Genomic DNA, 20840 nt, shown 5'->3' with positions numbered 1-20840 from the left:
GCTCATCGGTGCACTTCCTCGATGACTTCCGCCGCGCGTACGGCCGGACGGTCCACGGCGAACGCCGCCAGGTCGGGATGATCCGGACCGCCGGTCAATGCCGCACAGATCAATTCGGCGGTGCCGACGGACAGGCCGATGCCCGCCCCTTCGTGTCCGGTCGCATGCCAGAGGCCGGGTAGGCGCGGGTCGGGACCGATCACGGGCAGATGGTCGTCGACGTAAGGGCGAAAGCCGCCGTAGGCGCGCATGATCGCGACATCGGCCAGCGCGGGATAGAGCCGAATCGCTTTGCGGGCGATGGCGGCCAGGCTGTCCGGGCGCAGGCGGTTGTCGAAACCGCATTGCCGGCGGGAGGAGCCGAGCAGCAGCGGGCCGCCGCGCGTCGACTCCACCACCGCCGACGATTGCAAGGCCGTGTCCGAACTGCCGACGGCGCCAACGTAATCCGCGTCGTAGACCTTGTGGAAGACGGTCGGGGGCAGGGGTGCCGTGATGAGCACGTCCCCGCGCCGCGGCCGCACCGCGATCGGTGCGCCGAGCAGCCCGCCGACCGCCGCCGACCACGGGCCCGCAGCATTGATCACGATATCGGCGTGGCGTGGTCCGCGGGTGGTGTGCACGCCGATCAGTCGTTCGCCACGGTGCAGCGGAGCAACCACCTCGCAGTCGGTCTCCACCAGAGTTCCTGCGGCGATGGCGGATTCGAGCAGCGCGGTCGCCGCACCGGCGGGCTGCACCTGCGCGTCCTCGGGGTAGTGCACGGCGGCACGCACATCCCGGGTCAACGCCGGTTCCGCCGCTGCGAGCTGGTCCGCGTCGAGGTGCTCGCAACGCACGCCCGCGCTCCGCTGACCCGCGGCGAACTCGGCCAGTGCGGCCGCGCCGGGCTCGGTGGTGGCAACGACGATGCCGCCCTTGGCTTCCCACTCGACGGCCGCCGCATCCGCCGGGTACCGTGCGCCGATCCGCGCGAGCACCTCGGGCCACAGTCGCCGGGACAGTTGGGCCAGGCGCAGTTCCGGCCCGGGCCCCTTGTCGGAGACGAGAACATTGCCTTCGCCGTGTGCCGTGGTGCCCGAAGCGATCCCACCCCGCTCGCACACCCGCACCGAGGCGCCTGCCAGCGCGAGCCGGTCGGCGAGGGCGCAGCCGATCATGCCGCCACCGATGATGAGCACGTCGGTTCCCCGCAGGGCGGGGGAGCGGGGCGGGAACTCGGTCATCGGGCCGGCGCTCCGTTCACCGACTGCGGCACGGAAAGCGGGTTGCCGGTGCGCAATTCGAGCGGCAGCAGGTCCTCCGGCACGGACTGATAGACCACCGGTCGCAGGAAGCGGGAGATCGACGCGGTGCCGACGGAAGTCGACGACGGCGCGGTGGTCGCCGGGTAGGGGCCGCCGTGCTGCTGCGCGTAGGTCACCGACAGGCCGGTGGGCCAGCTGTTCCACAGCACCCGTCCGGCCACGTCGACGGCCGCCGCGATGAGCGCGCGGGTCGTCTCGTCCGCCTGCTCGCCGAACACCGTCGCGGTGAGCTGACCGCCCACTGCCCGGGCCAGATCGAGCAATTCGGCGGTGTCCCGGTAGGTGACCAGAAGTGTTGCCGGGCCGAACATTTCGTGCAGCAGGACGTCGGGATCGGCCAGCACGGCGCGTGCCGTGGTGGCGAGCAGCAAGGCCTCGTCCGGGCCGCCACCCGCCAGCGGTTCGACGTCCGCATGGTCGCGCACCCGCCGTACGGCGGCGGCGAAACCCGCCGCGATCTCGTCGTTCAACAGCTCGCCGGTCGGCACGGGCCGGGTGCGGATCAGATCGGCCAGTGCGCCGAGGACCGGCGCGTCCACGGGAACCGCGACCAGACCCGGTTTGGTGCACAGCTGACCCGCGCTCGAACTCACCGCGGTCAGCAGTCCCGTGGCGATCTCTGCGGCCCGGGTGCGCGCCGCCTGCTCGGTGACGAAGACCGGGTTGATCGAGCCGAGTTCGCCGTAGAACGGGATCGGCACCGGGCGACGGCAGGCCAGGTCGTAGAGCGCACGCCCACCCGCCGTCGATCCGGTGAACGCCGCCGCGGCGATCGCGGGATGGGTGAGGACCTGCACGCCGGCTTCGCGCCCGAGCACCAGACCGAAAGTGCCACTCGGCGCGCCACATTCGAGCAGCGCCTGCTCGATCAGGTCGGCGACGGCGCGGGACAGCAACGGATGCCCGGGACTGGCTTTGACGATCACCGGGCACCCCGCGGCGAGCGCGGCCGCGGTGTCCCCGCCAGCGACGGAGAAGGCGAACGGGAAGTTGCTCGCCGCGAAGTTGAGCACCGGTCCCAGCGGAATATTCATCCGGCGCAGGTCCGGGCGCGGCGCACCCATCGGCCAGTCCGGGTCCGCGGTGTCGATGCGCACGTCCAGGTAGCCGCCGTCGAGCACGGTGCGAGCGAACAGTCGCAGTTGGAAGCCGGTGCGCTGCAACTCCGCGGTCAGCCTCGGCTCGGACAGGTGTGTCTCCCGCATCGCCAGGGGGATGAGTGCGGCGGCGTGCGCGTCCAGCCGATCCGCGATGCCGTGCAGCACCCCGGCCCGGTCCGCCGATCCGACTGCGGCCCAGGGCTTGGCCGCCGCCGCGGCTGCCGCGACGATCGCGTCCACCGTGGTCTCGTCCATCGCTTCCTCCTCACTTGCCGTGTGCATCATGCAACCTTTCCGACCGCCGGTCGGTTATCGGTAGCCCTTGGCCAGCACGTCCTGGGTCGCGGCCGTGATCTTCGCCGTCAGTTCCGGTGCGAGCGGGACCCGCGGCGGCCGGCACTGCCCGCCGCGCCGGCCGGCCAGATCCATCGACAGCTTGATCGCGTGCACGAACTCGGTCTTGGAGTCCCAGCGCAGCAGCTTGTGCAGGTCGCGGTACAGCGGAAGCGCCTTGTCCAGATCGCGGTTCACGGCGGCGTTGTAGAGCTCGACCGTCGCCTTCGGGATGGCGTTCGGGTAACCGGCCACCCAGCCGACGGCACCGGCGATACCGAGTTCGAGCACCACGTCGTCGGAGCCGACGAGGACATCGAGTTCCGGTGCCAGTTCCTTGATCTCGTAGCAGCGCCGCACGTCGCCGGTGAACTCCTTGACGCCGACGATCAGGCCTTCGGCGTGCAACTCGGCCAGGAGGTCCGGGGTCAGGTCGATGCGGGTATCGATCGGGTTGTTGTACGCGACGATCGGGAGCCCGACCTCGGCGACCGTGCGGTAGTGATCGAGCACCGAATCGCGGCCGCCGCGATAGGTGTTGGGCGGCAACAGCATTACCGCCTGGGCGCCGGCGGACGCGGCCTGCACCGCCCACTTGCGCGCCTGCAACGCGCCGTAGGCGGCGATGCCCGGCATCACGGTGAACCCGGCCGGGGCGGCCGCGACGGCCGTGGCCACCACACGGGCCCGCTCGTCGTCGTCGAGGGTCTGGTACTCACCGAGCGATCCGTTCGGGCTGACCCCGTGGCATCCGTTCGCCGCCAGCCACGCGACGTGTGCGCCGTACGCGTCGTAATCGACCGAGTAGTCCGCCGTGAACGGCAGCGTCGTGGCCACCAGGACCCCGTGCCACGGCTTGGTGACAGCCGACGAGATCGATCCGGTCATAAGAGCCTCCCTCTGCGCGCCGAGTCACGACCTTCGCCGCGATTCGCGTCATGTGACGTGTGACATTGCACAAGGTAGCGGAGTGACCTCAGTCACGCAACAGAAGTTTTGTGGTGGGGGTCACGCGTGGGAGGCGGGCCCGGCTACGACTCGGCCCCGCGTCCGCGCGACGCGGGGCCGAGTCTTCAGCGGTTTATCAGAGTCCGCCGAGCAGGAGGTGCAGGAGATTTCCGACAATTTCGACCAAACCGGCGACCAAGCCCATTGTTCTCTCCTTGTGGATCTGCGATTCGAAGAAGGGGGTTCCGCTCTTCGAAATGAGAGCTTACGGAGGTCGATATTTCCGAGTGGTTACATATTGCTACGGCAAAGTTTCCGCATAAAAATAACGACCGGTACTTGTGCTCCGGTACGACCGGGATGCCCGTCTTGTGTGCATTGTGGCAAAAGTGCTGATGCGCAACGGGTTTGGCAGGATACGCTGAAGGGTTGCCGACGCGGAGCGGTCGCCGTCCCGGCCCGTGGGTGCGAGTTTGTTCGTCGGCATCAATCCGGTTTGCCTGATGATCGAATCGGGTTTATGTCCTTTCTGTGTCTCCGGGATCTCCCATCCGCTGTTTACGAAATGGGCGGTGGTATAAGCCGGTGTCGGTAGCTACCGAATGCGTTTCGTCCGCTAGGTTTCGAGCGGCGGTCGCCTTGCTGTTGAGACATAGCTGCGAGAGTGTCTCGGATGGGACATAGGGTCAATGGTGTCTCACGTGGAGGAACTGGAGAAGGGGAGTCTCATGCGGAGGAAGTTTGTGGCGACGGTTGTTGCGGCGGCGCGGGTCGCGGAAAGCCCGGAGGGTGACATGTGGATCGACGTCTACGGACCGCTCGACTCGCCGGACTCGGTCGCGGTCACTACGCGCACCGCCGGACGGTAAGCGGCCCGTCCTGGACGCGCCGGTGTCGTCGATACTTCGTGAATTCCTCTGACGACCGGCGAATGTTGGCACTACCCTTGGTGGCAGCGAACGGCTCCGCGCGCGACAGGATCGTGACAGGCCCAATTTCCGGTGCGAACCCGGGTGGGCCACCATTCGAGTGAGTTCTCCCAATGACGAGGAACCACGATGGCCGCATGGGTCTGGTAAACGAGTCGGCCCAGGCGGGCAATTGCTGTACCGATCGAAAACGCTTCCATCCGTGACAGTGCTTGGGAGGAAACCGTGATGCGCCGACCTCAATCGCAATTCGCCACCCCGTCCGGATTGGGGACCTCGGCGTTCCGAATCCCGGGTGCGGTGTTGCCGGCCGCCGTCGAAGCCGACGAAAACGCCGACGTCGCTTGCGCTCTCGCCGAACCACCATCGATTCCCTTGGTGGAGCGCGGAATCGGTGCCACCCTGTTGCGCCCGGAACACGTTCGCCACGACACCCACGCGCCGCTGCCGTATATCGAGCGGGAATGGGGCGACGGTTCGCATTCGCCGCTGTATTGTCCGGCGACCGCGCGGATCGATGAGGAGCTGGGTGCGGAGGTCAATCGGCGGTTGGTGGCGTGGGCCGAAGACGTCGGTATCCACGAGGGGCACATGGACCGGTTCCGCGACACCGGATTCGGGCGGTTGGCGATGCTCACCCATCCCGACAGCGACGATCCGGACCTGCTGCTCGTCGCGGCGCAGATGAACGCGGCCTGGTGGGCGGCCGACGACTACTACGCCGACGAGACGCCGCTGGGCGCGACTCCGACGGAACTGCCGCCACGGCTGGCGTTGGTGATGTCGGCGATGGACCCGCCGCCGGACGCGGGACGCTTCACCGAACAGCTCGACGAGGCGGTGGCCGCCGATCCTGTTCTCGTGGCGTTGAAGTCGGCCACCGCGCACCTGTCCCGACATGCGACGCCGTCCCAGGTGATGCGCGCGTGCAACACCACGTTCCAGATGTACGTGAGCTGGACCGCCTACGCGGCGTGGCGCTACCTCGAAACGCCGCCGCCCGCATGGCGTTACCTCGCGGCCCGCCAGCACGACAGCTTCTATACGTCGATGACGCTGATCGACGTCGTCGGGGGCTACGAACTCACCGGAAATCTCTTCTACGCACCACTTTTCCACCGCACGCTGATGCAGGCGGGAACGGCGTCGGTGCTCGTCAACGATCTCTACTCGGCCGAAAAAGAGGCGGCCGACGAACTTCCGGACTCCAATCTGGTCCTGCTGATCCAGGCCGAAGAGAACTGTTCGCTCGACGACGCGATCGAACGCACCGTGGCACTGCACAACGATTTCGTCCGCGGATTCGAGGCGAGCCAGCGCGAGCTCACCGCGATCCCGTCCCCGGAACTGCATCGGTTCCTGCGCGGCGCGCAGGCGTGGATGGCCGGTGGCTTCGAATGGCACAGCGCGAGTAGCCGTTACAAGCACGACCCCACTGAACGGTAGACACAGCGAAGGATGCCAAAGGCTCTCCCGTCTGGTGCACGGTTGTTCAGCCTGCAATGACGACGGGAAGGTTCAACGATGTCCATCGACACCCGCACACCCCGAGCTACAACGCAGCCTCAGTACCGCGGCGGCCCGAAATCTGGCGTCCACCGCGAAGTCCGAACCGCAGATGCAGGGCATCACCTCCCGGTGGCTGACGCGGATGCTGCCCTGGACCGAGATCAGCGGTGGTGTCTACCGCGTCAACCGGCGGTTGAGCTATACCGTCGGCAACGGTGAGGTCGAATACGTCACCGAGGGGGCGACGGTCCGGGTGATCCCGCAAGAACTGCGGGAACTGCTGGCCCTCCGTGATTTCGATGACGACGAGGTGCTGCGCGCTCTCGCATCGGTTCGAGCCCTTCGATATCGGGCCCGGCGAAGTGGTCGTCGGGTTCGGCAACCCGATGGACCAGATATTTCTCGTCGTGCACGGCAAGCTGAGCCGCATCGGCACCGGCGAGTACAACGAACCGCAGATCGTCGGAAGGCTCACGGGGGAAGACTATTTCGGCGACGCGGCGTTGACCGAGTCGCTGCCGATCTGGCCGGAGACCATCAAAACCCTCACTCCGGGCACTCGGGTGAGCCGATGCTGCTGGGCGCCTTCGTGGATTACGACCAGGATCCGCGCGAATACGAGCTGAGCCTGGCTCAGAGCGTGCTGCGGGTGCACACCAGGGTCGCGGATCTGTTCAACGATCCGATGAACCAGGTGGAGCAGCAGCTGCACAATGCCGACCTCAAACAGCGGATCGATACCTACACCGGGCCGGCATGATCGAACATGGTGGATATCGCCGCGCGCAGAGCGGCCATCGGGTCGCCGTTCTCGCCACTTGCGGCGATAGCCGAGCTGATGCGCACACGGAGTTCATTGGCGGCATTCTCGAAGACGCGAAGATATAGCTGGGTAAGCGTGACTTCCGGCGGCAGTCGATCAGCAGGCAATTGTTTCACCGTGGTCGCGATCGGCGTGTCGATGTGGTTGACAATTTGCCGCTCCGGCGAGGTCGGCGGGGAATCTCGCCGGAGCGGCAAATGTCGTCCACTAGCGGAGCAGCCGGTTGATGATAATGGCCGCGGCAGTATTGTCCGCGGGCTCGCCGGTGATGTAGTCGCGATAGTAAAAGGATTCGCCGACTCGGACGATCGCATAGGCGAGGGTGTGCACATCGATATCGGCGGGCTCACCGATTTCGGCGACGATCAACTCGGCGATGGCGTCGATGAATCGTTCCTGGACCACACCGTGTTTCGAGGTCAGTACGCGCATCGCCACGTCGGTGTGTTCGGCCAGAAAGGTCCGCATCGAGGAGCGGGCGGCGCTGATCTGCAGCAGGCCCTGCACCGTGTCCGCGATGCCGACGGCGCCTCGGCCTCGGTTCTTCTTCCGCAGTTTCGCGAGATCCGCGGCGGCGTGTCGCCAGACGACCTCGCCGAGGAGCCGGTCGCGATCGCGATAGTGGCGATACAGCGTCGCGCGACTCACCCCGGTGACGGTCGCCAGTTTGCGGACATCGATCCAGCCCTCGCTGACGAACATCTCCGACGCGGCGATCAGTACCGGATCATCGGGCGCGATCGCGAGCGCCTCCGCCGGTTCGTGCAACACCATGGGCAAAGTGTCGCACACAAGGTCTGCGACGTCGCATGACTCTGCGACATGCGCAGCCGGGCCTAGCTGGATTGGCCTACGTCTGTTGCCCGCAACTCGTCCGCCACGGCGACGAGCAGATCCATCGATTCGGCAGAGAGTCCCGCCGTGGTCCGCAGCAGCCGCTGGACACCTGGGGTGAGCACGCGGGTGATCACCGCACTGTCACCCGGTGCCATCGGCGACGCCCCGACCTCGAAATAGTCCTCGTGCACACCGAAGAACGTCACCAGCGCGGCGACCAGGGATGGTGCGGGATTGCGGCGCAAACCGCGCCGCAACTGCGACATATAGGGCTCCGAGACCTGCTCGCCCGCCGCGACCAGTCGCTGGGTCAGTTCCCGATTCGACAGTGGTGCACCGTGTTCGCGGGCCCACCGGTCGAACAGTGCTGCCAACTGTGCAGCGAAGCCATCGCCTGCCGCGACCTGGTTCTGTAATCCGTGCATGACGAAAGCCCCCGCTTGTTGAAACATGCCGGGGCCAGTGTCTCACGTGGGACACGTTTTGTCGAGTGTCTCAACCTCGGCGAGGCTCGCCGGCGCGGGTCCGGTGCAGGTAATCCGGTTTTCGGCAGGGCCGTCGATCGGTACTCTCGTCCAGGATTCGACCGGACGTGACAAGGAGTAATGGGTGCCCATCGCGCGCAGTAACGGACACAAGATCGCCTTCGAGGTGGTCGGCGACGGTCCGCCGGTGGTGTTGCACCCGGGCATGTTCCAGGTCGGGACGCACTGGGCGACGGCGGGCTACACCGCGGTCCTCGCGGCCGGTCACACCGTGATCACCGTGGATCCGCTGGGCCTCGGCGCGAGCGATGCCCCCGGCGACACGGCCGACTACGCGCTGGCGCGCCGGGTCGACTACATCACCGCCGTGCTCGACGAGGTCGGCGCGGACCGTGCGGCCTTCTGGGGCTACTCGCTGGGCGCGCTGACCGGTTACGCCGTGGCCGTGCACGCGCCCGAGCGGCTCACCCGGCTGGTCGCGGGCGCATTCGATCCGATCGACGGGTTCGGCTCGGCGCTCGCGCTGATGCGCGGTCAGCTCGGGCTGCCCGACGATGCGGACCTGTACCCGCTGATCGAGCAGGGTTCGCTGGCCGATCCGGGCCTCGCGGCGGTGATCGAGGCGGCGGACCCGGCGGCGCTGCGCGCCAACTACGCCGCGTTCTCCCGCGAGCCCGGCCTGAAGGACCGGCTCGCGGAGTCGGACGTGCCGATGCTGATGTACGCGGGCACCGAGGACATCTGGTTCGAGCCGATGCGCATCTTCGCCGCCCAGACCGGCACGCCGTTCTGGGCACTGCCCGCGCACGATCACGTGGCGTGCTGGAACAACGCGGCCGAGGTGCTGGGCCAGGTGGCGCCCTTCCTGGCCGGAGATCGCCGAGTCTGACGGCTCGTCCGGGCGTGCCCGGCGCGGGATCGGCGCCGGGCGGAGGATGATGGACCATCGTGCCCACTGATCCGAACACGCCCGATATCAAGCCCCGCAGCCGCGACGTCACCGACGGCCTCGAGAAAACCGCCGCGCGCGGCATGCTGCGCGCGGTCGGCATGGGGGACGCGGACTGGGGGAAATCCCAGATCGGCGTCGCCTCCTCGTGGAACGAGATCACGCCGTGCAACCTCTCGCTGGACCGGCTGGCCAAGGCGAGCAAGGAAGGCGTCTTCGCGGGTGGCGGTTACCCGATGGAGTTCGGCACCATCTCGGTGTCCGACGGCATCTCGATGGGCCACGAGGGCATGCACTTCTCGCTGGTGTCGCGGGAGGTGATCGCCGACAGCGTCGAGACGGTGATGCAGGCCGAGCGCCTCGATGGCTCGGTACTGCTGGCCGGCTGCGACAAATCGCTGCCCGGCATGCTGATGGCGGCCGCGCGGTTGAACCTGGCGAGTGTGTTCCTGTACGCGGGCTCGATCCTGCCCGGTATCGCCAAGCTGTCCGACGGCAGCGAGCGCGAGGTGACGATCATCGACGCGTTCGAGGCGGTCGGCGCGTGCTCGCGCGGGTTGATGAGCCGGGCCGACGTGGACGCCATCGAGCGGGCCATCTGCCCGGGCGAGGGGGCGTGCGGCGGGATGTACACCGCGAACACCATGGCCAGTGCCGCCGAGGCGATGGGCATGTCGCTGCCCGGCAGTGCCGCCCCGCCCGCGACCGACCGGCGCCGCGACGGCTACGCGCGGCGCAGCGGGGAAGCGGTCGTCGAGTTGCTCCGGCGCGGCATCACCACCGCCGACATTCTCACCAAAGAGGCGTTCGAGAACGCGATCGCCGTGGTGATGGCGTTCGGCGGTTCCACCAATGCCGTGCTGCATCTGCTGGCGATCGCGCACGACGCGCGGGTCGAGCTGACCCTGGCGGATTTCGCCCGGGTCGGCCGCCGGGTGCCGCATCTGGCGGACGTGAAACCGTTCGGTAAGCATGTGATGACCGACGTGGACCGGATCGGCGGCGTGCCGGTGATGATGAAGGCGTTGCTGGATGCCGGTCTGCTGCACGGGGATTGCCTCACCGTGACCGGCCGGACCGTGGCGCAGAACCTGGCCGAGATCGCGCCGCCGGACCCGGACGGCAAGGTGGTGCGGGCGATGCGCGCCCCGATCCACCCGACCGGCGGCATCACCATCCTGCACGGCTCGCTCGCGCCCGGCGGCGCCGTGGTGAAGTCGGCGGGTTTCGACTCCGACGTGTTCACCGGCACCGCAAGGGTTTTCGACCGGGAGCGGGCGGCGATGGACGCGCTCGAGGACGGCACGATCACCGCGGGCGATGTGGTGGTCATCCGCTACGAGGGGCCCAAGGGCGGGCCGGGCATGCGCGAGATGCTCGCCATCACCGCCGCGATCAAAGGCGCGGGGCTCGGCAAAGACGTGCTGCTGCTCACCGACGGCCGATTCTCCGGCGGTACCACCGGTTTGTGTGTGGGCCACGTCGCGCCGGAAGCAGTGGACGGCGGGCCGATCGCGTACGTCCGGGACGGGGATCAGATCCGCCTCGACGTCGGCGCGGGCACGCTCGATCTGCTGGTCGACGCCGCGGACCTCGAACAACGCCAGGTCGGGTGGGAACCGTTGCCGCCCCGCTATACCCGCGGTGTGCTCGCCAAGTACTCGAAGCTGGTCGGGTCGGCGTCGTTCGGCGCGGTCTGCGACTGAGGCCTTGCGCTCGGCGCGGGAATACCGCGCCGAGCGTGCCGGGCTCAGCGAATAACGTTGTCCGCCAACTGTTCTCGATCGCCGGCGAACCAGGTCGTGTAGAACGTGTACACCACCGCGGCGAACGCGGCGAGCACGGCCAGGCCGAACGGGACCGGATGCGTCGCCATCGGCAGGGCCAGGTAGCGGATGCACAGCAGGAGCATGGTGAAGGTGCCGACGCCCAGCGCCACCATGCGGACGCGGTACCGGTCCCAGCCGCGATCCGGTTCGCGCAGTACCGATTCGATGGTCAGGCACAGCGTCGCACCGACGATCAGATCGATGCCGTAGTGCGCGCCGAGGCCCAGGGTCGCGATCAGCGTGCACACCAGCCAGAAGGTGCCGCCCCAGCGCAGCCAGCGCGGGCCGCGGCGCGAATGGATGAACAGCGACAGCGCCCACGCCGTGTGCAGTGACGGCATGCAGTTGCGCGGCGTGATCCCGTCGAACGGCATGGACCCGACCGAAGCGGGCACCGGCGGCACGACATCGGGCCAGACGTTCGCCAATTCCAGGCCGTGGCCCCAGGATCCGAATGCGAGGATCGGGCCGACGACGGGGAACACCACATAGAAGATCGGCCCGATCAACCCGAGCGCCAAGAACGTACGCACCAGATGGTGCCGCGGCCACGCGCCGGTGGTCACTCCGCGCAACTGCCAGATGGCGACGACGATGGCCGCGGCGGGCAGTTCGAAGTACACCCAGCGCACGATGCCGAGCGGGATCGGGCCCGCCACCTCGAGGGCGTGGCCGACCAACCAGGACGGGCTGCCGAGCGCCCGATCCGCAAGTTGCACATAGGGATCGAGCACCTGCGGGCAGGCCCACGCGGTGACGTCCAGCCAGATCTCGCCGACCTTGGTCGCGAGGATGAGCAGCGCGCCGAGCGCGATGGTGCGCAGGGCGACCTGTCGCGTCGCGCCGGTCCACCGCCAGGCGGCGATGACCGCGAGCGCGGTGAGCACAATGGTCGGGCCGTTGCCCACCGTGAACGCGCGGCCCTCGACCGCCCGGATGAGCACGAACACCACATCGATGCCGACCGCCGCGGCGAGCGCGTTGAGCCGGACCCGGGTCGTGACGCCGACGAGCGCGAGCAGGAAACCGGCCCACGGTGTGGTCGCCGATTTCGGCCTGCCGACGTAGTCCCACGCCAGACTGGTCAGCGGGCCCAGCGCGTTGATGTGCACGGCCACGACCTGGCCGAGGACCAGCACGAGCGTCGCGGCGGCCAGCGCGCACCAGACCAGCGCCGGTCGCAGCCGGCGCGGCGCGAGCTGCTCGGTATCGGGCGAAGCTCGTTGCGGGTCGTGGATAAGCATTCGGACATCGTAAACACGGTGTGAACATGGCTACGCAGGCCGGTTAACAGCCGCCGCGTATTGTCAGGTTCGTGCCGGGCGTCCGGCCTGGCTCAGCCGCGCTTGCTGCGGAAGGCGTCGAGCCCGTTGCGGCTCAACATCGTGACGGTGGTCTTCCACCACGGCCTGGCCGGGTCGGGGTCGTTGCCCGCGCCGAGCAGGTGCAGTTGGTCGGTGTGCCACTGCAGGTCCAGGGCGCCGTCGAAGGAGCGCAGGCTACCGACCTTGGCGAGCCGGCCGCGCACCCCGATCGGCACCGTGCGCAGTCGATCGTCGCGTTCGGTGATCAGTCCGGTGGCCGCGTCCGGGGTCAGGCAGGTGGGGCGGCCGAGCCCGATCACGTCGCAGTCCGCGGCCGCGAGCGCCGCCACCATGACCGACCGGGAACGGAAACCGCCGGTGACCGCGATCGGCACGCCGGCCGCCGCGGTGCGCACAGTCTGCGCGTAGTCGAGGAAGTAGGCCTCGCGGGCGCGGGTACTGTCGGAGCGAGTGTCGTTGCGCCCCATCATCGCCGGGGATTCGTAACTGCCGCCGCTGATCTCGATGAGGTCCAGGTGTTCATGCGCCAATTGCTCGACCACCGCCCGCGACTCGTCCTCGGTGAAGCCGCCGCGCTGAAAGTCCGCCGAGTTCAGCTTGATACCGACCGCGAAACCCGGGCTCACCGCGGACCGGATGCGCCGCACCACCTCGAGCACGAACCGGCGTCGCCGCTCGGCATCGCCACCCCAGCGATCGGTGCGCTGGTTGGCCAGGGGTGAGAGGAACTGTGAGACGAGATAGCCATGCGCGCCGTGGATCTGGACGCCGTCGAAGCCTGCGGTCTCCGCGACCTGCGCGGTGGTGGCGTAGCGGTCGATGATCGCCTCGATCTCGGCGTCGGTGAGCGCGCGCGGCGTCGGCATGCCGGGGATCTTCGGTGCGATCGCCGACGGCGCCACCGGCCGGGTGCGGGTGGCCAGTGGATTCGCCTGTCTGCCCGGATGATTGAGCTGCATCCAGATGGGCGCCCCGCCGTCTTTGGTGGCCTTCGCCCAGCGGCTCAGGCCGTCCAGGTCACGGTCGTCGTCGATCACCACGTTGCCCGGCTCACCCAGATGCCCGCGATCGACCATTACGTTGCCCGTCACGACCAGCCCGAAACCGCCTGTGCCCCAGCGGGTGTAGAGGCGTTCGAGGCGCTGGCCGGGACTGCCGCCCGGATCGGCCAGGCCCTCGCTGAGTGCCGATTTCATCAGCCGGTTGGGCAGCACCTGGCCGCACGGCAGGGTGAGTTGATCGGACAGAGTCACGGTGGCGGGCATGGGCGGTCCTTTGGTAGCCGTAACTGGGTGTAATAGCCATCACGGTAGTAGTATGGTCGTACTACCGCAAGGCCCTCGGATACCGCCGGACATGTCCTAGGCTGGGTATCGGAGCTGGAACCCAGAAGAGATCAGGAGGTCCGCGGTGACCATCCGTCCACGCGAGCGGCTGATCGCCGGCACGATCGACTTGATCAGACGCCGCGGAGTCGCGGGCACCGGGATCACCGAACTGGTGACCTACAGCAACACCGCGCGCCGCTCGATCTATCAGAACTTCCCGCGCGGGAAACAAGAACTGGTCGAGGAAGCCACCCGGGCGGCGGGCAAGATCATGGCGGCCGGTATCGCCGCGACCGCGGGCAAGGGCAGCGCGTCCGTCCGGCTCGCCGCGTTCGTGAAGATGTGGAAGGAACTGCTCGTCACCTCGGACTTCACCGCGGGCTGCCCGGTCGTCGCCGCGGCACTGGCCGGATCGGAAGTACCCGCGGCCCCGGCCATCGCGGCCGAATCCTTCGCCGCGTGGGAGGGCCTGCTCACCGATCAGCTGGCCGCCGAGGGCATCGCGGACGAACCCGCCGCGTCGCTGGCGACCATGGCCGTCGCCGCGATCGAGGGCGCGGTCATCATGGCGATCGCGGGTCGCACGGTCACCCCGCTGGATCGGGTGGCCACCCAGCTCGACCGGCTGCTGGCCCTCGAACCCCGCGCGCAGCGGTGATCATGCCCACCCGCTCGCGTGGGTAGCGAGCGCGCCGGGCGCGGTTCTGCCATCGTGTGGTGATGCGCATGTGGGATCGGTTCGCGGCCGTCGTCACCGCCGGCAAATCATGGCTGCTGTTGCTCGCGCTCGTTGCCGTGTCGTTCGGCGTGATCGCCGGGATCGGTGACAACGACGCCGCTGGGCAGGCCCCGAACTCGTTGCCCGGCAGCGCGGAATCGGCCCGCGTCAAAGAACTGCTCACCCAGTTTCCGGACGCGGGAACAGCCCCCGCGGTCGTCGTCGTGACCCGCACCGACGGCGCGGAACTGCGCCCCGGAGATCTGGCGTGGCTGTCCGGGAAGCTCGGGCAACCACTCGTCGCGCCCGACCGGAAAGCCGCGATCGGGCGGCTGCCCGTCGACTCGAAGCTGAGCGGCTTCGCGCTCACCGATCGCATCGGCGCACTGCGTGACGAGGTCAAGGACTGGCAGCCGGCCGAGCTGCGCATCCAGGTGACCGGTGGTCCCGCGTTCGGTGGCGATATCGCCGATTCCTTTGCCGGTGCCAACATCACCCTGCTCGCGGTGACTGCGGCGGTGGTCGCGTTGCTGCTCATCGCCACCTATCGCTCACCTGTGCTTTGGCTGGTGCCGTTGCTCGTCGTCGGCTCGGCGGACCGGGTCGCCGCCGCGGTCGGCACCGGACTGGCGCGCTGGACCGGGCTGTCCTTCGACGGTTCGACCTCCGGCATCACCAGCGTGCTGGTCTTCGGCGCCGGGACGAACTATGCGCTGCTGCTGGTTTCGCGCTACCGCGACGAATTGCATCGGCATCCCGATCATCGGACCGCGCTCCGGCATGCGGTGCGCCACGCCGGGCCCGCGATCCTGGCCAGCAACGTCACCGTCGTCGCCGCGCTGCTGACCCTGTTGTTCGCCTCGCTGCCCAATACGCGCAGTCTGGGCGTGGGTGCGGCGGCCGGACTGCTGGTCGCCCTGCTGTTCGTGCTCGTCGCGCTGCCCGCCGCGCTCGCGCTGTGCGGACGGAATGTGTTCTGGCCGTTCGTGCCCCGCGCCGACGACCGGGTTGCGGCGGAAACGGGGATCTGGCATGCGATCGCGGCGCGGGTGGTGCGCAGGCCGGTGCTGGTGGCGGGTGCGGCGCTGGTCGCGCTCGGCGCGTGCGCGGCGGGGCTGATCGGTGCCGACGTAGGGCTTTCCCAGACTGATCAGTTCCGCGTCCGCGCCGAATCCGTCGAGGGATTCGACACCCTCGCCGCGCACTTCCCGGCCGGGGCGGCGAATCCGACCACCGTGCTCGCCCGCAGCGATGCGGCTGCCGCGGTGGAACAGACACTGCGCGCCGTGCCCGGGGTCACCGACGCGCGGCCGACCGGGACATCGCCGACCGGCCTGACCCGTTTCTCGGTCGTGCTGAACGCCGAACCCGGTTCACCGCAAGCCTTCTCGACCATCGAGGCGATGCGCGGTGAGCTGGCCGACGTGCCCGGCGCGCTCGTCGGCGGTGGCGACGCGGAGGGGCTGGACACCCGCACGGCCGCCGAACACGATCAGCGCGTGGTGATTCCGACGATCCTGGCCATCGTGTCGGTGATCCTGCTGGCCCTGTTGCGGGCGGTGCCCGCCGCGGTGCTGCTGGTGGGCGTCTCGGTGTTGAGCGCATTGGCCGCGCTGGGTCTCGGGGCGTGGATCAGCCTGCACCTCTTGGGTTTTCCGGCGCTCGACACCAGTGCGCCGCTGTACGCCTTCCTGTTCCTCGTGGCCCTCGGCATCGACTACACCATCTTCCTGGTCACCCGGGCGCAGGAAGAGACACCCGAGCACGGCAGCACCCAGGGCATCGTCCGCGCGGTCGCCGCCACCGGCTCGGTCATCACCAGCGCGGGCATCGTCCTGGCCGCCGTCTTCTGCGTCCTGGGCGTCCTGCCGCTGATCATCCTCACCCAACTGGGCATCATCGTCGGCCTGGGCATCCTGCTCGACACCTTCCTGGTCCGAACCGTGGTGATCCCAGCCCTTTTCAGCATCGTCGGCCCCAAAATCTGGTGGCCCAACGCCCTCTCCCGAACGCCCGAACCGGGGCGTCAGCGAGAGTCGCCGATGAGGGAGGGTTCGGGCCAGCCGTAGACGCCGAAGTGTTCGCCACGGCGGTAGAGGTCCAGGCCGGCGCGGGTGCTCTGGATGGTGTTGTCGGGGAGTTCGTCGAGGGGGAACCAGCGCAGCTCCGAGCAGGAGTCGGGTTCGCGGTTGTAAGGTTCGCCGGACCAGGCCTGCGCGCGGAAGACGAACACGATCCGGGTCTGGCCGGGCGGATGCTGGATGTGGATCGAGGCGACCAGATCGACGTCGTCCCGCTCGACCTGGACGCCGATCTCCTCGTCGGCCTCGCGGATGATGGCGGTGAGCAGATCCTCGCCCTCGTCGAGCTTGCCGCCCGGGGCGTTCCACTGCCCGTCGGCGAACCCGGTGTTGCGCCGGCGCGCGAGCAGTACCCGCCCGTTCTCGATCAGCAGTAGTTGCACGCCGACGATGGTGCGGAAGATGGTCACCAGGCCTCCTGATCGGGTATGGGCACCGAGCATGCCATGTCCGGCACGTCCACTAGTGCTGGGTCCAGTCGGGTTGGGTGAAATGGGAGACGCGGGCACTGTCGTGGTCCCGCCCGAGCAGGATGATCTCGCGGAACTGCCAGAGCAGCGCGCCGGTGGGCGCGTGGATCGTCATATCGGCCCCCAGCCGCATCTGCAGCAGGCGCACATCGTCGGGGGCGGCGACCGGCTCGGGTTCGTCGCGCAGTTCCGGTTGCGGGACCGCCTGCTGCCGCGACACCCAGTGCGGCACGTCGTCGGCGGCGAGCCGGTCGAGGCGCACCAGGTGCACCGAGTGCACCTCACTCGGGTTCGGGGTCAGTTCGGCGGCGTCGGGCAGCGCCGCGATGAACGGCGTGATCACGAAGCCGGACGAGGCGGGGAAGTCGTCGAGCAGGCCGACCAGATCGGTGGACGCGGCCGTCATGCCGAGTTCTTCGTGCAGTTCCCGCAGGACGGCCTGTTCGGCGGTCTCGCCCGGATCGATCCGGCCGCCGGGCAGCCCCCACTGTCCCGCGTTGCGTCCCTGATAGGCCCGCCGGATGACGATCACCGCGGGGGAGCCGTCGGCCTGCCCGACCACACACAGCAGTACCGCGGCGCGACGCAGACCCGGCTCGTCGGGTACCTCGGTCCGGACGAACCGACGCAACCGGGTGCGGGCGAGGACGCGGAATTCGTCGACGCTCTCGGGCAGGAACGGTCCGGGAGTCATGCCTTCGATCTTGCCGCACGCCGGCCATAATCGTTCGCCGAGTTCACTTTCCCGGCCCGACCTGTACCGGCACGTCGTCGGCCCAGGGCTGGCGGGTGACCATATCGGCGACGTGGACCACGCCGTGCTCGAACTCGCCGGTGGCGGCGTCGACGAGCCGATAGGCCTGGGTGCCCCGGTGGATCGGCTGCGCGTCCAGCAGCACCACGCGGACCTCGCCGGGCTCGAAGTGGCAGCGCTGCTGCAGCGCGGCGATGAGTTGCTCGTTGTGCAGGTGCCCGTCGCCGAAGTTCCAGCCGAGGGCGGTGCTGGCGATCCGTTCGCCGTCGGTGAGGACGTAGTCGGCCTCGTGCCCGGCGGGCATCGCCCGATGCACCAGCGTGAACAGCGCGCGTCCGTGGGTGTTCATGGCGCGGAAGGCATATCCCATGTACAGGGGGATCTCCGCGCGGTCCTTCCCGTAGAACCGTTCCAGTTGGGCCTGCGGCATGGCGGCGATCGCGACGATGTGCCGGCTGATCTTCGCCGCCGCGGACGGCTTGACGCACCACATCGTGGTGTCCCAGTTGCCCGCGTAGTACCGCATGCCGGGCAGGAAGGAAATCTTGCGCGGGAACAGGTTTCCGGCGACGACGATGCCCGCGATCACCAGGAACAGCACCGCCACCGGCGCCGGCTGGGTGAGCGCGGCCAGGCCGAGATCGGCGTGCGCCACGAACAGCACCAGCACCCCGAAGATCATGAAGACGTTCCACTCCAGCGGCACGCCCATCGGCACCGCCGTCAAAATGGACAGATGGAACCCGATCATGAGGATTGCGGCCACCGCCGTCACCGGACCGCCGTGTGAAAAGAACAGCACCACCGGCACACTCATCTCGACGACGGTGCCGCCGTGCGCGAACAGCCGGGAGAGGCGGCCCGGCCGCAGATCGTCCGGGAAGTCCTCGAAGAACCGGCGTTTGAGCGATTTGCGCCGGAATACCGGGCTGTTCGACATCATCGTGGACACCACGAACGGAAAGTGCTTGTTCAGCTTCGAGGTCGCGGCGCCCATCCAGATCACCACGAACACCACCTTCGCGGCGACGATCGGATCGGCGGCCGTGAACAGGAAGGTGACCGTCAGCGTTCCGTACACCTCGCCGCGGGCCGCCAGGAATATCACCTTGTCGCGCAACCCGATTGCGGCGAGCAGTCCGAGGATCACCGCGATCTCCCATACCGGCAGCAACCCTATGGAGGTGCTCAACTCCGGCACGGGTCCGGTGCCGTCGGAGCACAGCGCGACCGAAATCGCCACCAGCAGTGCCGCATACAGCGCGATATCGATGACCGTGCGATCGGTGCCCTTGGTCAGCGGCACGCGGCCCGGCCATGGTGGCAGCCGAATCGTTTTGGGCCGCAACCAATACAGGATCGAGCCGAGCGGCGGGAAGTATCTGTTGTTCAGCGGTCCGAACCCGCAACCGAGGCCGACCACCTCGAACAAGAGGGTGTAGAGCACCACCTTCTGGAAGACGATCGGCTCCGACCACCAGTCGCCCACCGCGGTGAATCCGTCGATGCCCGCGGTGGCGAGCGCGATCAGCCAGCCGCCGAGGAGATAGAGGCAGATCTTGCCGACGTAGAACAGGTGCAGTGCGACCGGAGTGCCGAAACCCACTTCGGCCCAATGCCGGGCCATCGGCCGAATCCGTTCGGCGCGTGTGCCTTTACGCCATTCCGGCAGATCGACCACTGGCAGGTCGGGCTCGAGAAAACCCATCAGCACGCTCCGCTCGACAACGCCGGGGCCCACCGGATCAGGACCTCGCGGTCCCTGGATACGTTGGCAGTCGCGACATTTGCTGTCAATCAACTGCCCGGGCAGGTGCACCCACCGGGACAGTTGATTGACATCGACACGGCTCGTGTGGTTGCCGCGGATGCGCTACTCCTTGGCGTAGTCCGTGCTCAGCCACTTCTCCGGGCGCAGGCTGACCAGCAGCGAGGATTCGGAGAGGTTCTGCTCGGCGAAGGCCTTGCCCTCGTCGGGGCCGAGGTAGCGCACGGCGATGGCCAGCACGTCGTCCACGGTGGCGCGCTCGATGCTGGTCACCGTGCCCTCCACGGTGACGTACCGGTACGGCGGCTGCTCCACCTGCGCGGTCAGCGAGAACCGCCCCGCGGCCCGGATCAGGCGCTCTTTCACCGAGCCGTTGTCGGTCCAGATCTTCACCTCGCCGCCCGGCTCGTAGCCGTACCAGATCGGTACCGCGAGCGGCGCGCGATCGGCGCGTTCGATCGCGATCACCCCCACGTGCAACTCGGCCAGGAACTTCTCGCGTTCATCGCTGGTCATCTTCGCCATCGGGGATCCTTTCGGTCGGCGGACTTCCCTACGACGAACCTTGCGACATCGCGATCTATTCCGAGTGCCGGAAGATCGAAATTCGCTATTGCATGATGAGCAATGAAACGGAAATGATCTTCGGCTGAATCGCGGTGAATACCGTTCGGCTCGAGTCTATTTCGTTATTTACGGTCCCCAGTTGCCTCCCCACTCCTGTGCACTCGACCAATTATATGGCGGCGCTTTAAGGTTCGAATACCTACCGCATCGAGCCGAATATTCGGCCGACTATTGCCCATTCCGGGCACAGGGAGTCACCCATGTTCAACAGAAGAATGCTGTCCATCGTCACGGCGGCAGGTCTGGCACCGTTCGTCGTCGCCGTGCTGCCCGCGGGGCCCGCCAACGCGCACGGCTATATTTCCTCGCCGGCCAGCCGGCAGGCGCAGTGCGCGCAGAACCAATTGCCCTGCGGTCCCATCAAATGGGAGCCGCAGAGCGTCGAGGGCCCCAAGGGACAGCGCAATTGCAGCGCCGGTGACCGGCGCTGGGCCGACCTCGACGACGACAGCAAGCCGTGGAAGGTCCACCAGGTCGGCAGCACGGTGACCTTCACCTGGACCTTCACCGCCCGGCACCGGACCACGAACTACGAGTACTGGATCGGGAACACCAAGGTCGCCGACATCAGTGGCAACAATCGGCCGCCGGGTGCGACCGAAACGCACACGGTGAATCTCGGCAGTTTCACCGGTAAGCAGAAGCTGCGCAGCGTATGGAATATCGCCGATACGCCGAACGCTTTCTACTCCTGCGTCGATCTGCAGATCGGCCGGTAAC

20 protein-coding genes are annotated in these 20840 nt (G+C 68.0%); 8 read left to right on the top strand and 12 right to left on the bottom strand.

All coding sequences use genetic code 11. From position 1 onward, the window contains the following. Positions 1–2: 2 nt before the first annotated feature. Genes NVU01S_RS19585 through NVU01S_RS19575 form a run of 3 tightly spaced genes read right to left on the bottom strand, consistent with a single transcriptional unit; the run spans position 3 to position 3628 of the window. A complete protein-coding gene (locus NVU01S_RS19585; protein ID WP_052280612.1) occupies positions 3–1226 on the bottom strand; it encodes an NAD(P)/FAD-dependent oxidoreductase in 1224 nt (407 codons plus the stop codon). Beyond that, positions 1223–2662 carry an aldehyde dehydrogenase (NADP(+)) gene (locus NVU01S_RS19580; RefSeq protein ID WP_043671083.1) on the bottom strand — a complete coding sequence of 480 codons (1440 nt, stop codon included), beginning with the start codon at positions 2660–2662 and terminating at the stop codon, positions 1223–1225. The genes NVU01S_RS19585 and NVU01S_RS19580 overlap by 4 nt, the downstream gene beginning before the upstream one ends. A gap of 54 nt (positions 2663–2716) precedes the next feature. Then, positions 2717–3628, bottom strand: a complete 912-nt coding sequence (locus tag NVU01S_RS19575) for a dihydrodipicolinate synthase family protein (RefSeq protein WP_063048146.1) — start codon at positions 3626–3628, stop codon at positions 2717–2719. 788 nt (positions 3629–4416) lie between these two features. Here NVU01S_RS19575 and NVU01S_RS19570 point away from each other — a divergent pair. From NVU01S_RS19570 to NVU01S_RS45580, 3 genes are all read left to right on the top strand, one after another. Beyond that, complete coding sequence (locus NVU01S_RS19570; protein WP_156161485.1) at positions 4417–4557, top strand: hypothetical protein; 141 nt, start codon at positions 4417–4419, stop codon at positions 4555–4557. A gap of 288 nt (positions 4558–4845) precedes the next feature. Further along, complete coding sequence (locus NVU01S_RS19565; protein WP_043666710.1) at positions 4846–6063, top strand: family 2 encapsulin nanocompartment cargo protein terpene cyclase; 1218 nt, start codon at positions 4846–4848, stop codon at positions 6061–6063. A 172-nt stretch (positions 6064–6235) separates the two neighbouring features. Continuing rightward, on the top strand, positions 6236–6886 hold the full coding sequence (locus NVU01S_RS45580) for a hypothetical protein (protein WP_425287700.1): 651 nt from the start codon (positions 6236–6238) through the stop codon (positions 6884–6886). Here NVU01S_RS45580 and NVU01S_RS19555 read toward each other — a convergent pair. The 3 genes from NVU01S_RS19555 to NVU01S_RS19545 form a co-directional block, all read right to left on the bottom strand. Next, positions 6868–7146, bottom strand: coding sequence for a hypothetical protein (locus NVU01S_RS19555; protein WP_043666707.1), 279 nt, complete (start codon positions 7144–7146; stop codon positions 6868–6870). The two genes, NVU01S_RS45580 and NVU01S_RS19555, sit on opposite strands and share 19 nt — an antisense overlap. A gap of 10 nt (positions 7147–7156) precedes the next feature. Next, a complete protein-coding gene (locus tag NVU01S_RS19550) occupies positions 7157–7723 on the bottom strand; it encodes a QsdR family transcriptional regulator (protein ID WP_052280348.1) in 567 nt (188 codons plus the stop codon). A gap of 62 nt (positions 7724–7785) precedes the next feature. After that, on the bottom strand, positions 7786–8238 hold the full coding sequence (locus NVU01S_RS19545) for a helix-turn-helix domain-containing protein (protein WP_063048145.1): 453 nt from the start codon (positions 8236–8238) through the stop codon (positions 7786–7788). Positions 8239–8395: 157 nt separating this feature from the next. On the opposite strand from NVU01S_RS19545, the gene NVU01S_RS19540 reads away from it, so the two are divergent. Beyond that, positions 8396–9160 carry an alpha/beta fold hydrolase gene (locus NVU01S_RS19540; RefSeq protein ID WP_052280347.1) on the top strand — a complete coding sequence of 255 codons (765 nt, stop codon included), beginning with the start codon at positions 8396–8398 and terminating at the stop codon, positions 9158–9160. A gap of 59 nt (positions 9161–9219) precedes the next feature. After that, positions 9220–10926 carry a dihydroxy-acid dehydratase gene (ilvD, locus tag NVU01S_RS19535; RefSeq protein ID WP_043666703.1) on the top strand — a complete coding sequence of 569 codons (1707 nt, stop codon included), beginning with the start codon at positions 9220–9222 and terminating at the stop codon, positions 10924–10926. Positions 10927–10970: 44 nt separating this feature from the next. Here the strand turns inward: ilvD and NVU01S_RS19530 are convergent, their stop codons facing one another. Together NVU01S_RS19530 and NVU01S_RS19525 are read right to left on the bottom strand one after the other, a co-directional pair. Next, positions 10971–12293 (bottom strand): phosphatase PAP2 family protein, encoded by a 1323-nt coding sequence (locus NVU01S_RS19530; protein ID WP_052280346.1) that lies wholly within the window; start codon positions 12291–12293, stop codon positions 10971–10973. A 92-nt stretch (positions 12294–12385) separates the two neighbouring features. Then, positions 12386–13639 (bottom strand): NADH:flavin oxidoreductase/NADH oxidase family protein, encoded by a 1254-nt coding sequence (locus NVU01S_RS19525; RefSeq protein WP_043666701.1) that lies wholly within the window; start codon positions 13637–13639, stop codon positions 12386–12388. Between the two features lie 145 nt (positions 13640–13784). Between NVU01S_RS19525 and NVU01S_RS19520 the strand changes: the two genes are divergently transcribed. Then, on the top strand, positions 13785–14360 hold the full coding sequence (locus NVU01S_RS19520; RefSeq protein ID WP_052280345.1) for a TetR/AcrR family transcriptional regulator: 576 nt from the start codon (positions 13785–13787) through the stop codon (positions 14358–14360). Between the two features lie 62 nt (positions 14361–14422). Further along, the gene (locus NVU01S_RS19515) at positions 14423–16489 is read left to right on the top strand and encodes an MMPL family transporter (RefSeq protein ID WP_156161484.1); all 2067 of its coding nucleotides are present in this window, start codon (positions 14423–14425) and stop codon (positions 16487–16489) included. Here the strand turns inward: NVU01S_RS19515 and NVU01S_RS19510 are convergent. The 4 genes from NVU01S_RS19510 to NVU01S_RS19495 all read right to left on the bottom strand — a co-directional run bounded on the left by NVU01S_RS19510 (position 16447) and on the right by NVU01S_RS19495 (position 20018). Continuing rightward, complete coding sequence (locus NVU01S_RS19510) at positions 16447–16911, bottom strand: NUDIX hydrolase (RefSeq protein ID WP_043666699.1); 465 nt, start codon at positions 16909–16911, stop codon at positions 16447–16449. The two genes, NVU01S_RS19515 and NVU01S_RS19510, sit on opposite strands and share 43 nt — an antisense overlap. Before the next feature lie 52 nt (positions 16912–16963). After that, positions 16964–17665 (bottom strand): NUDIX hydrolase, encoded by a 702-nt coding sequence (locus NVU01S_RS19505; RefSeq protein WP_043666696.1) that lies wholly within the window; start codon positions 17663–17665, stop codon positions 16964–16966. A 43-nt stretch (positions 17666–17708) separates the two neighbouring features. Further along, positions 17709–19433 (bottom strand): DUF3556 domain-containing protein, encoded by a 1725-nt coding sequence (locus NVU01S_RS19500; protein ID WP_043666694.1) that lies wholly within the window; start codon positions 19431–19433, stop codon positions 17709–17711. Between the two features lie 165 nt (positions 19434–19598). After that, positions 19599–20018 (bottom strand): pyridoxamine 5'-phosphate oxidase family protein, encoded by a 420-nt coding sequence (locus tag NVU01S_RS19495; RefSeq protein WP_172595785.1) that lies wholly within the window; start codon positions 20016–20018, stop codon positions 19599–19601. 302 nt (positions 20019–20320) lie between these two features. Here NVU01S_RS19495 and NVU01S_RS19490 point away from each other — a divergent pair, with 302 nt between their 5' ends. Then, entirely contained in the window at positions 20321–20839 is a 519-nt protein-coding gene (locus NVU01S_RS19490) for a lytic polysaccharide monooxygenase auxiliary activity family 9 protein (RefSeq protein ID WP_029893104.1), read from the top strand. The last annotated feature ends 1 nt before the right edge of the window (position 20840 follow it).

The organism is Nocardia vulneris (assembly GCF_001613425.1).
Lineage (GTDB): Bacteria > Actinomycetota > Actinomycetes > Mycobacteriales > Mycobacteriaceae > Nocardia > Nocardia vulneris.
Note: the sequence above shows the minus strand (reverse complement) of the source record. Positions and strands in the feature narration are given on the sequence as shown.

Excerpts from the sequence above, each read along its gene's own strand:
- NVU01S_RS19585 (WP_052280612.1), bottom strand. The coding sequence starts at position 1,226 with ATGACCGAGTTCCCGCCCCGCTCCCCCGCCCTGCGGGGAACCGACGTG.
- NVU01S_RS19580 (WP_043671083.1), bottom strand. The coding sequence starts at position 2,662 with ATGGACGAGACCACGGTGGACGCGATCGTCGCGGCAGCCGCGGCGGCG.
- NVU01S_RS19575 (WP_063048146.1), bottom strand. The coding sequence starts at position 3,628 with ATGACCGGATCGATCTCGTCGGCTGTCACCAAGCCGTGGCACGGGGTC.
- NVU01S_RS19570 (WP_156161485.1), top strand. The coding sequence starts at position 4,417 with ATGCGGAGGAAGTTTGTGGCGACGGTTGTTGCGGCGGCGCGGGTCGCG.
- NVU01S_RS19565 (WP_043666710.1), top strand. The coding sequence starts at position 4,846 with ATGCGCCGACCTCAATCGCAATTCGCCACCCCGTCCGGATTGGGGACC.
- NVU01S_RS45580 (WP_425287700.1), top strand. The coding sequence starts at position 6,236 with ATGCAGGGCATCACCTCCCGGTGGCTGACGCGGATGCTGCCCTGGACC.
- NVU01S_RS19550 (WP_052280348.1), bottom strand. The coding sequence starts at position 7,723 with ATGGTGTTGCACGAACCGGCGGAGGCGCTCGCGATCGCGCCCGATGAT.
- NVU01S_RS19545 (WP_063048145.1), bottom strand. The coding sequence starts at position 8,238 with ATGTTTCAACAAGCGGGGGCTTTCGTCATGCACGGATTACAGAACCAG.
- NVU01S_RS19530 (WP_052280346.1), bottom strand. The coding sequence starts at position 12,293 with ATGCTTATCCACGACCCGCAACGAGCTTCGCCCGATACCGAGCAGCTC.
- NVU01S_RS19525 (WP_043666701.1), bottom strand. The coding sequence starts at position 13,639 with ATGCCCGCCACCGTGACTCTGTCCGATCAACTCACCCTGCCGTGCGGC.
- NVU01S_RS19515 (WP_156161484.1), top strand. The coding sequence starts at position 14,423 with ATGCGCATGTGGGATCGGTTCGCGGCCGTCGTCACCGCCGGCAAATCA.
- NVU01S_RS19505 (WP_043666696.1), bottom strand. The coding sequence starts at position 17,665 with ATGACTCCCGGACCGTTCCTGCCCGAGAGCGTCGACGAATTCCGCGTC.
- NVU01S_RS19500 (WP_043666694.1), bottom strand. The coding sequence starts at position 19,433 with ATGGGTTTTCTCGAGCCCGACCTGCCAGTGGTCGATCTGCCGGAATGG.
- NVU01S_RS19495 (WP_172595785.1), bottom strand. The coding sequence starts at position 20,018 with ATGGCGAAGATGACCAGCGATGAACGCGAGAAGTTCCTGGCCGAGTTG.
- NVU01S_RS19490 (WP_029893104.1), top strand. The coding sequence starts at position 20,321 with ATGTTCAACAGAAGAATGCTGTCCATCGTCACGGCGGCAGGTCTGGCA.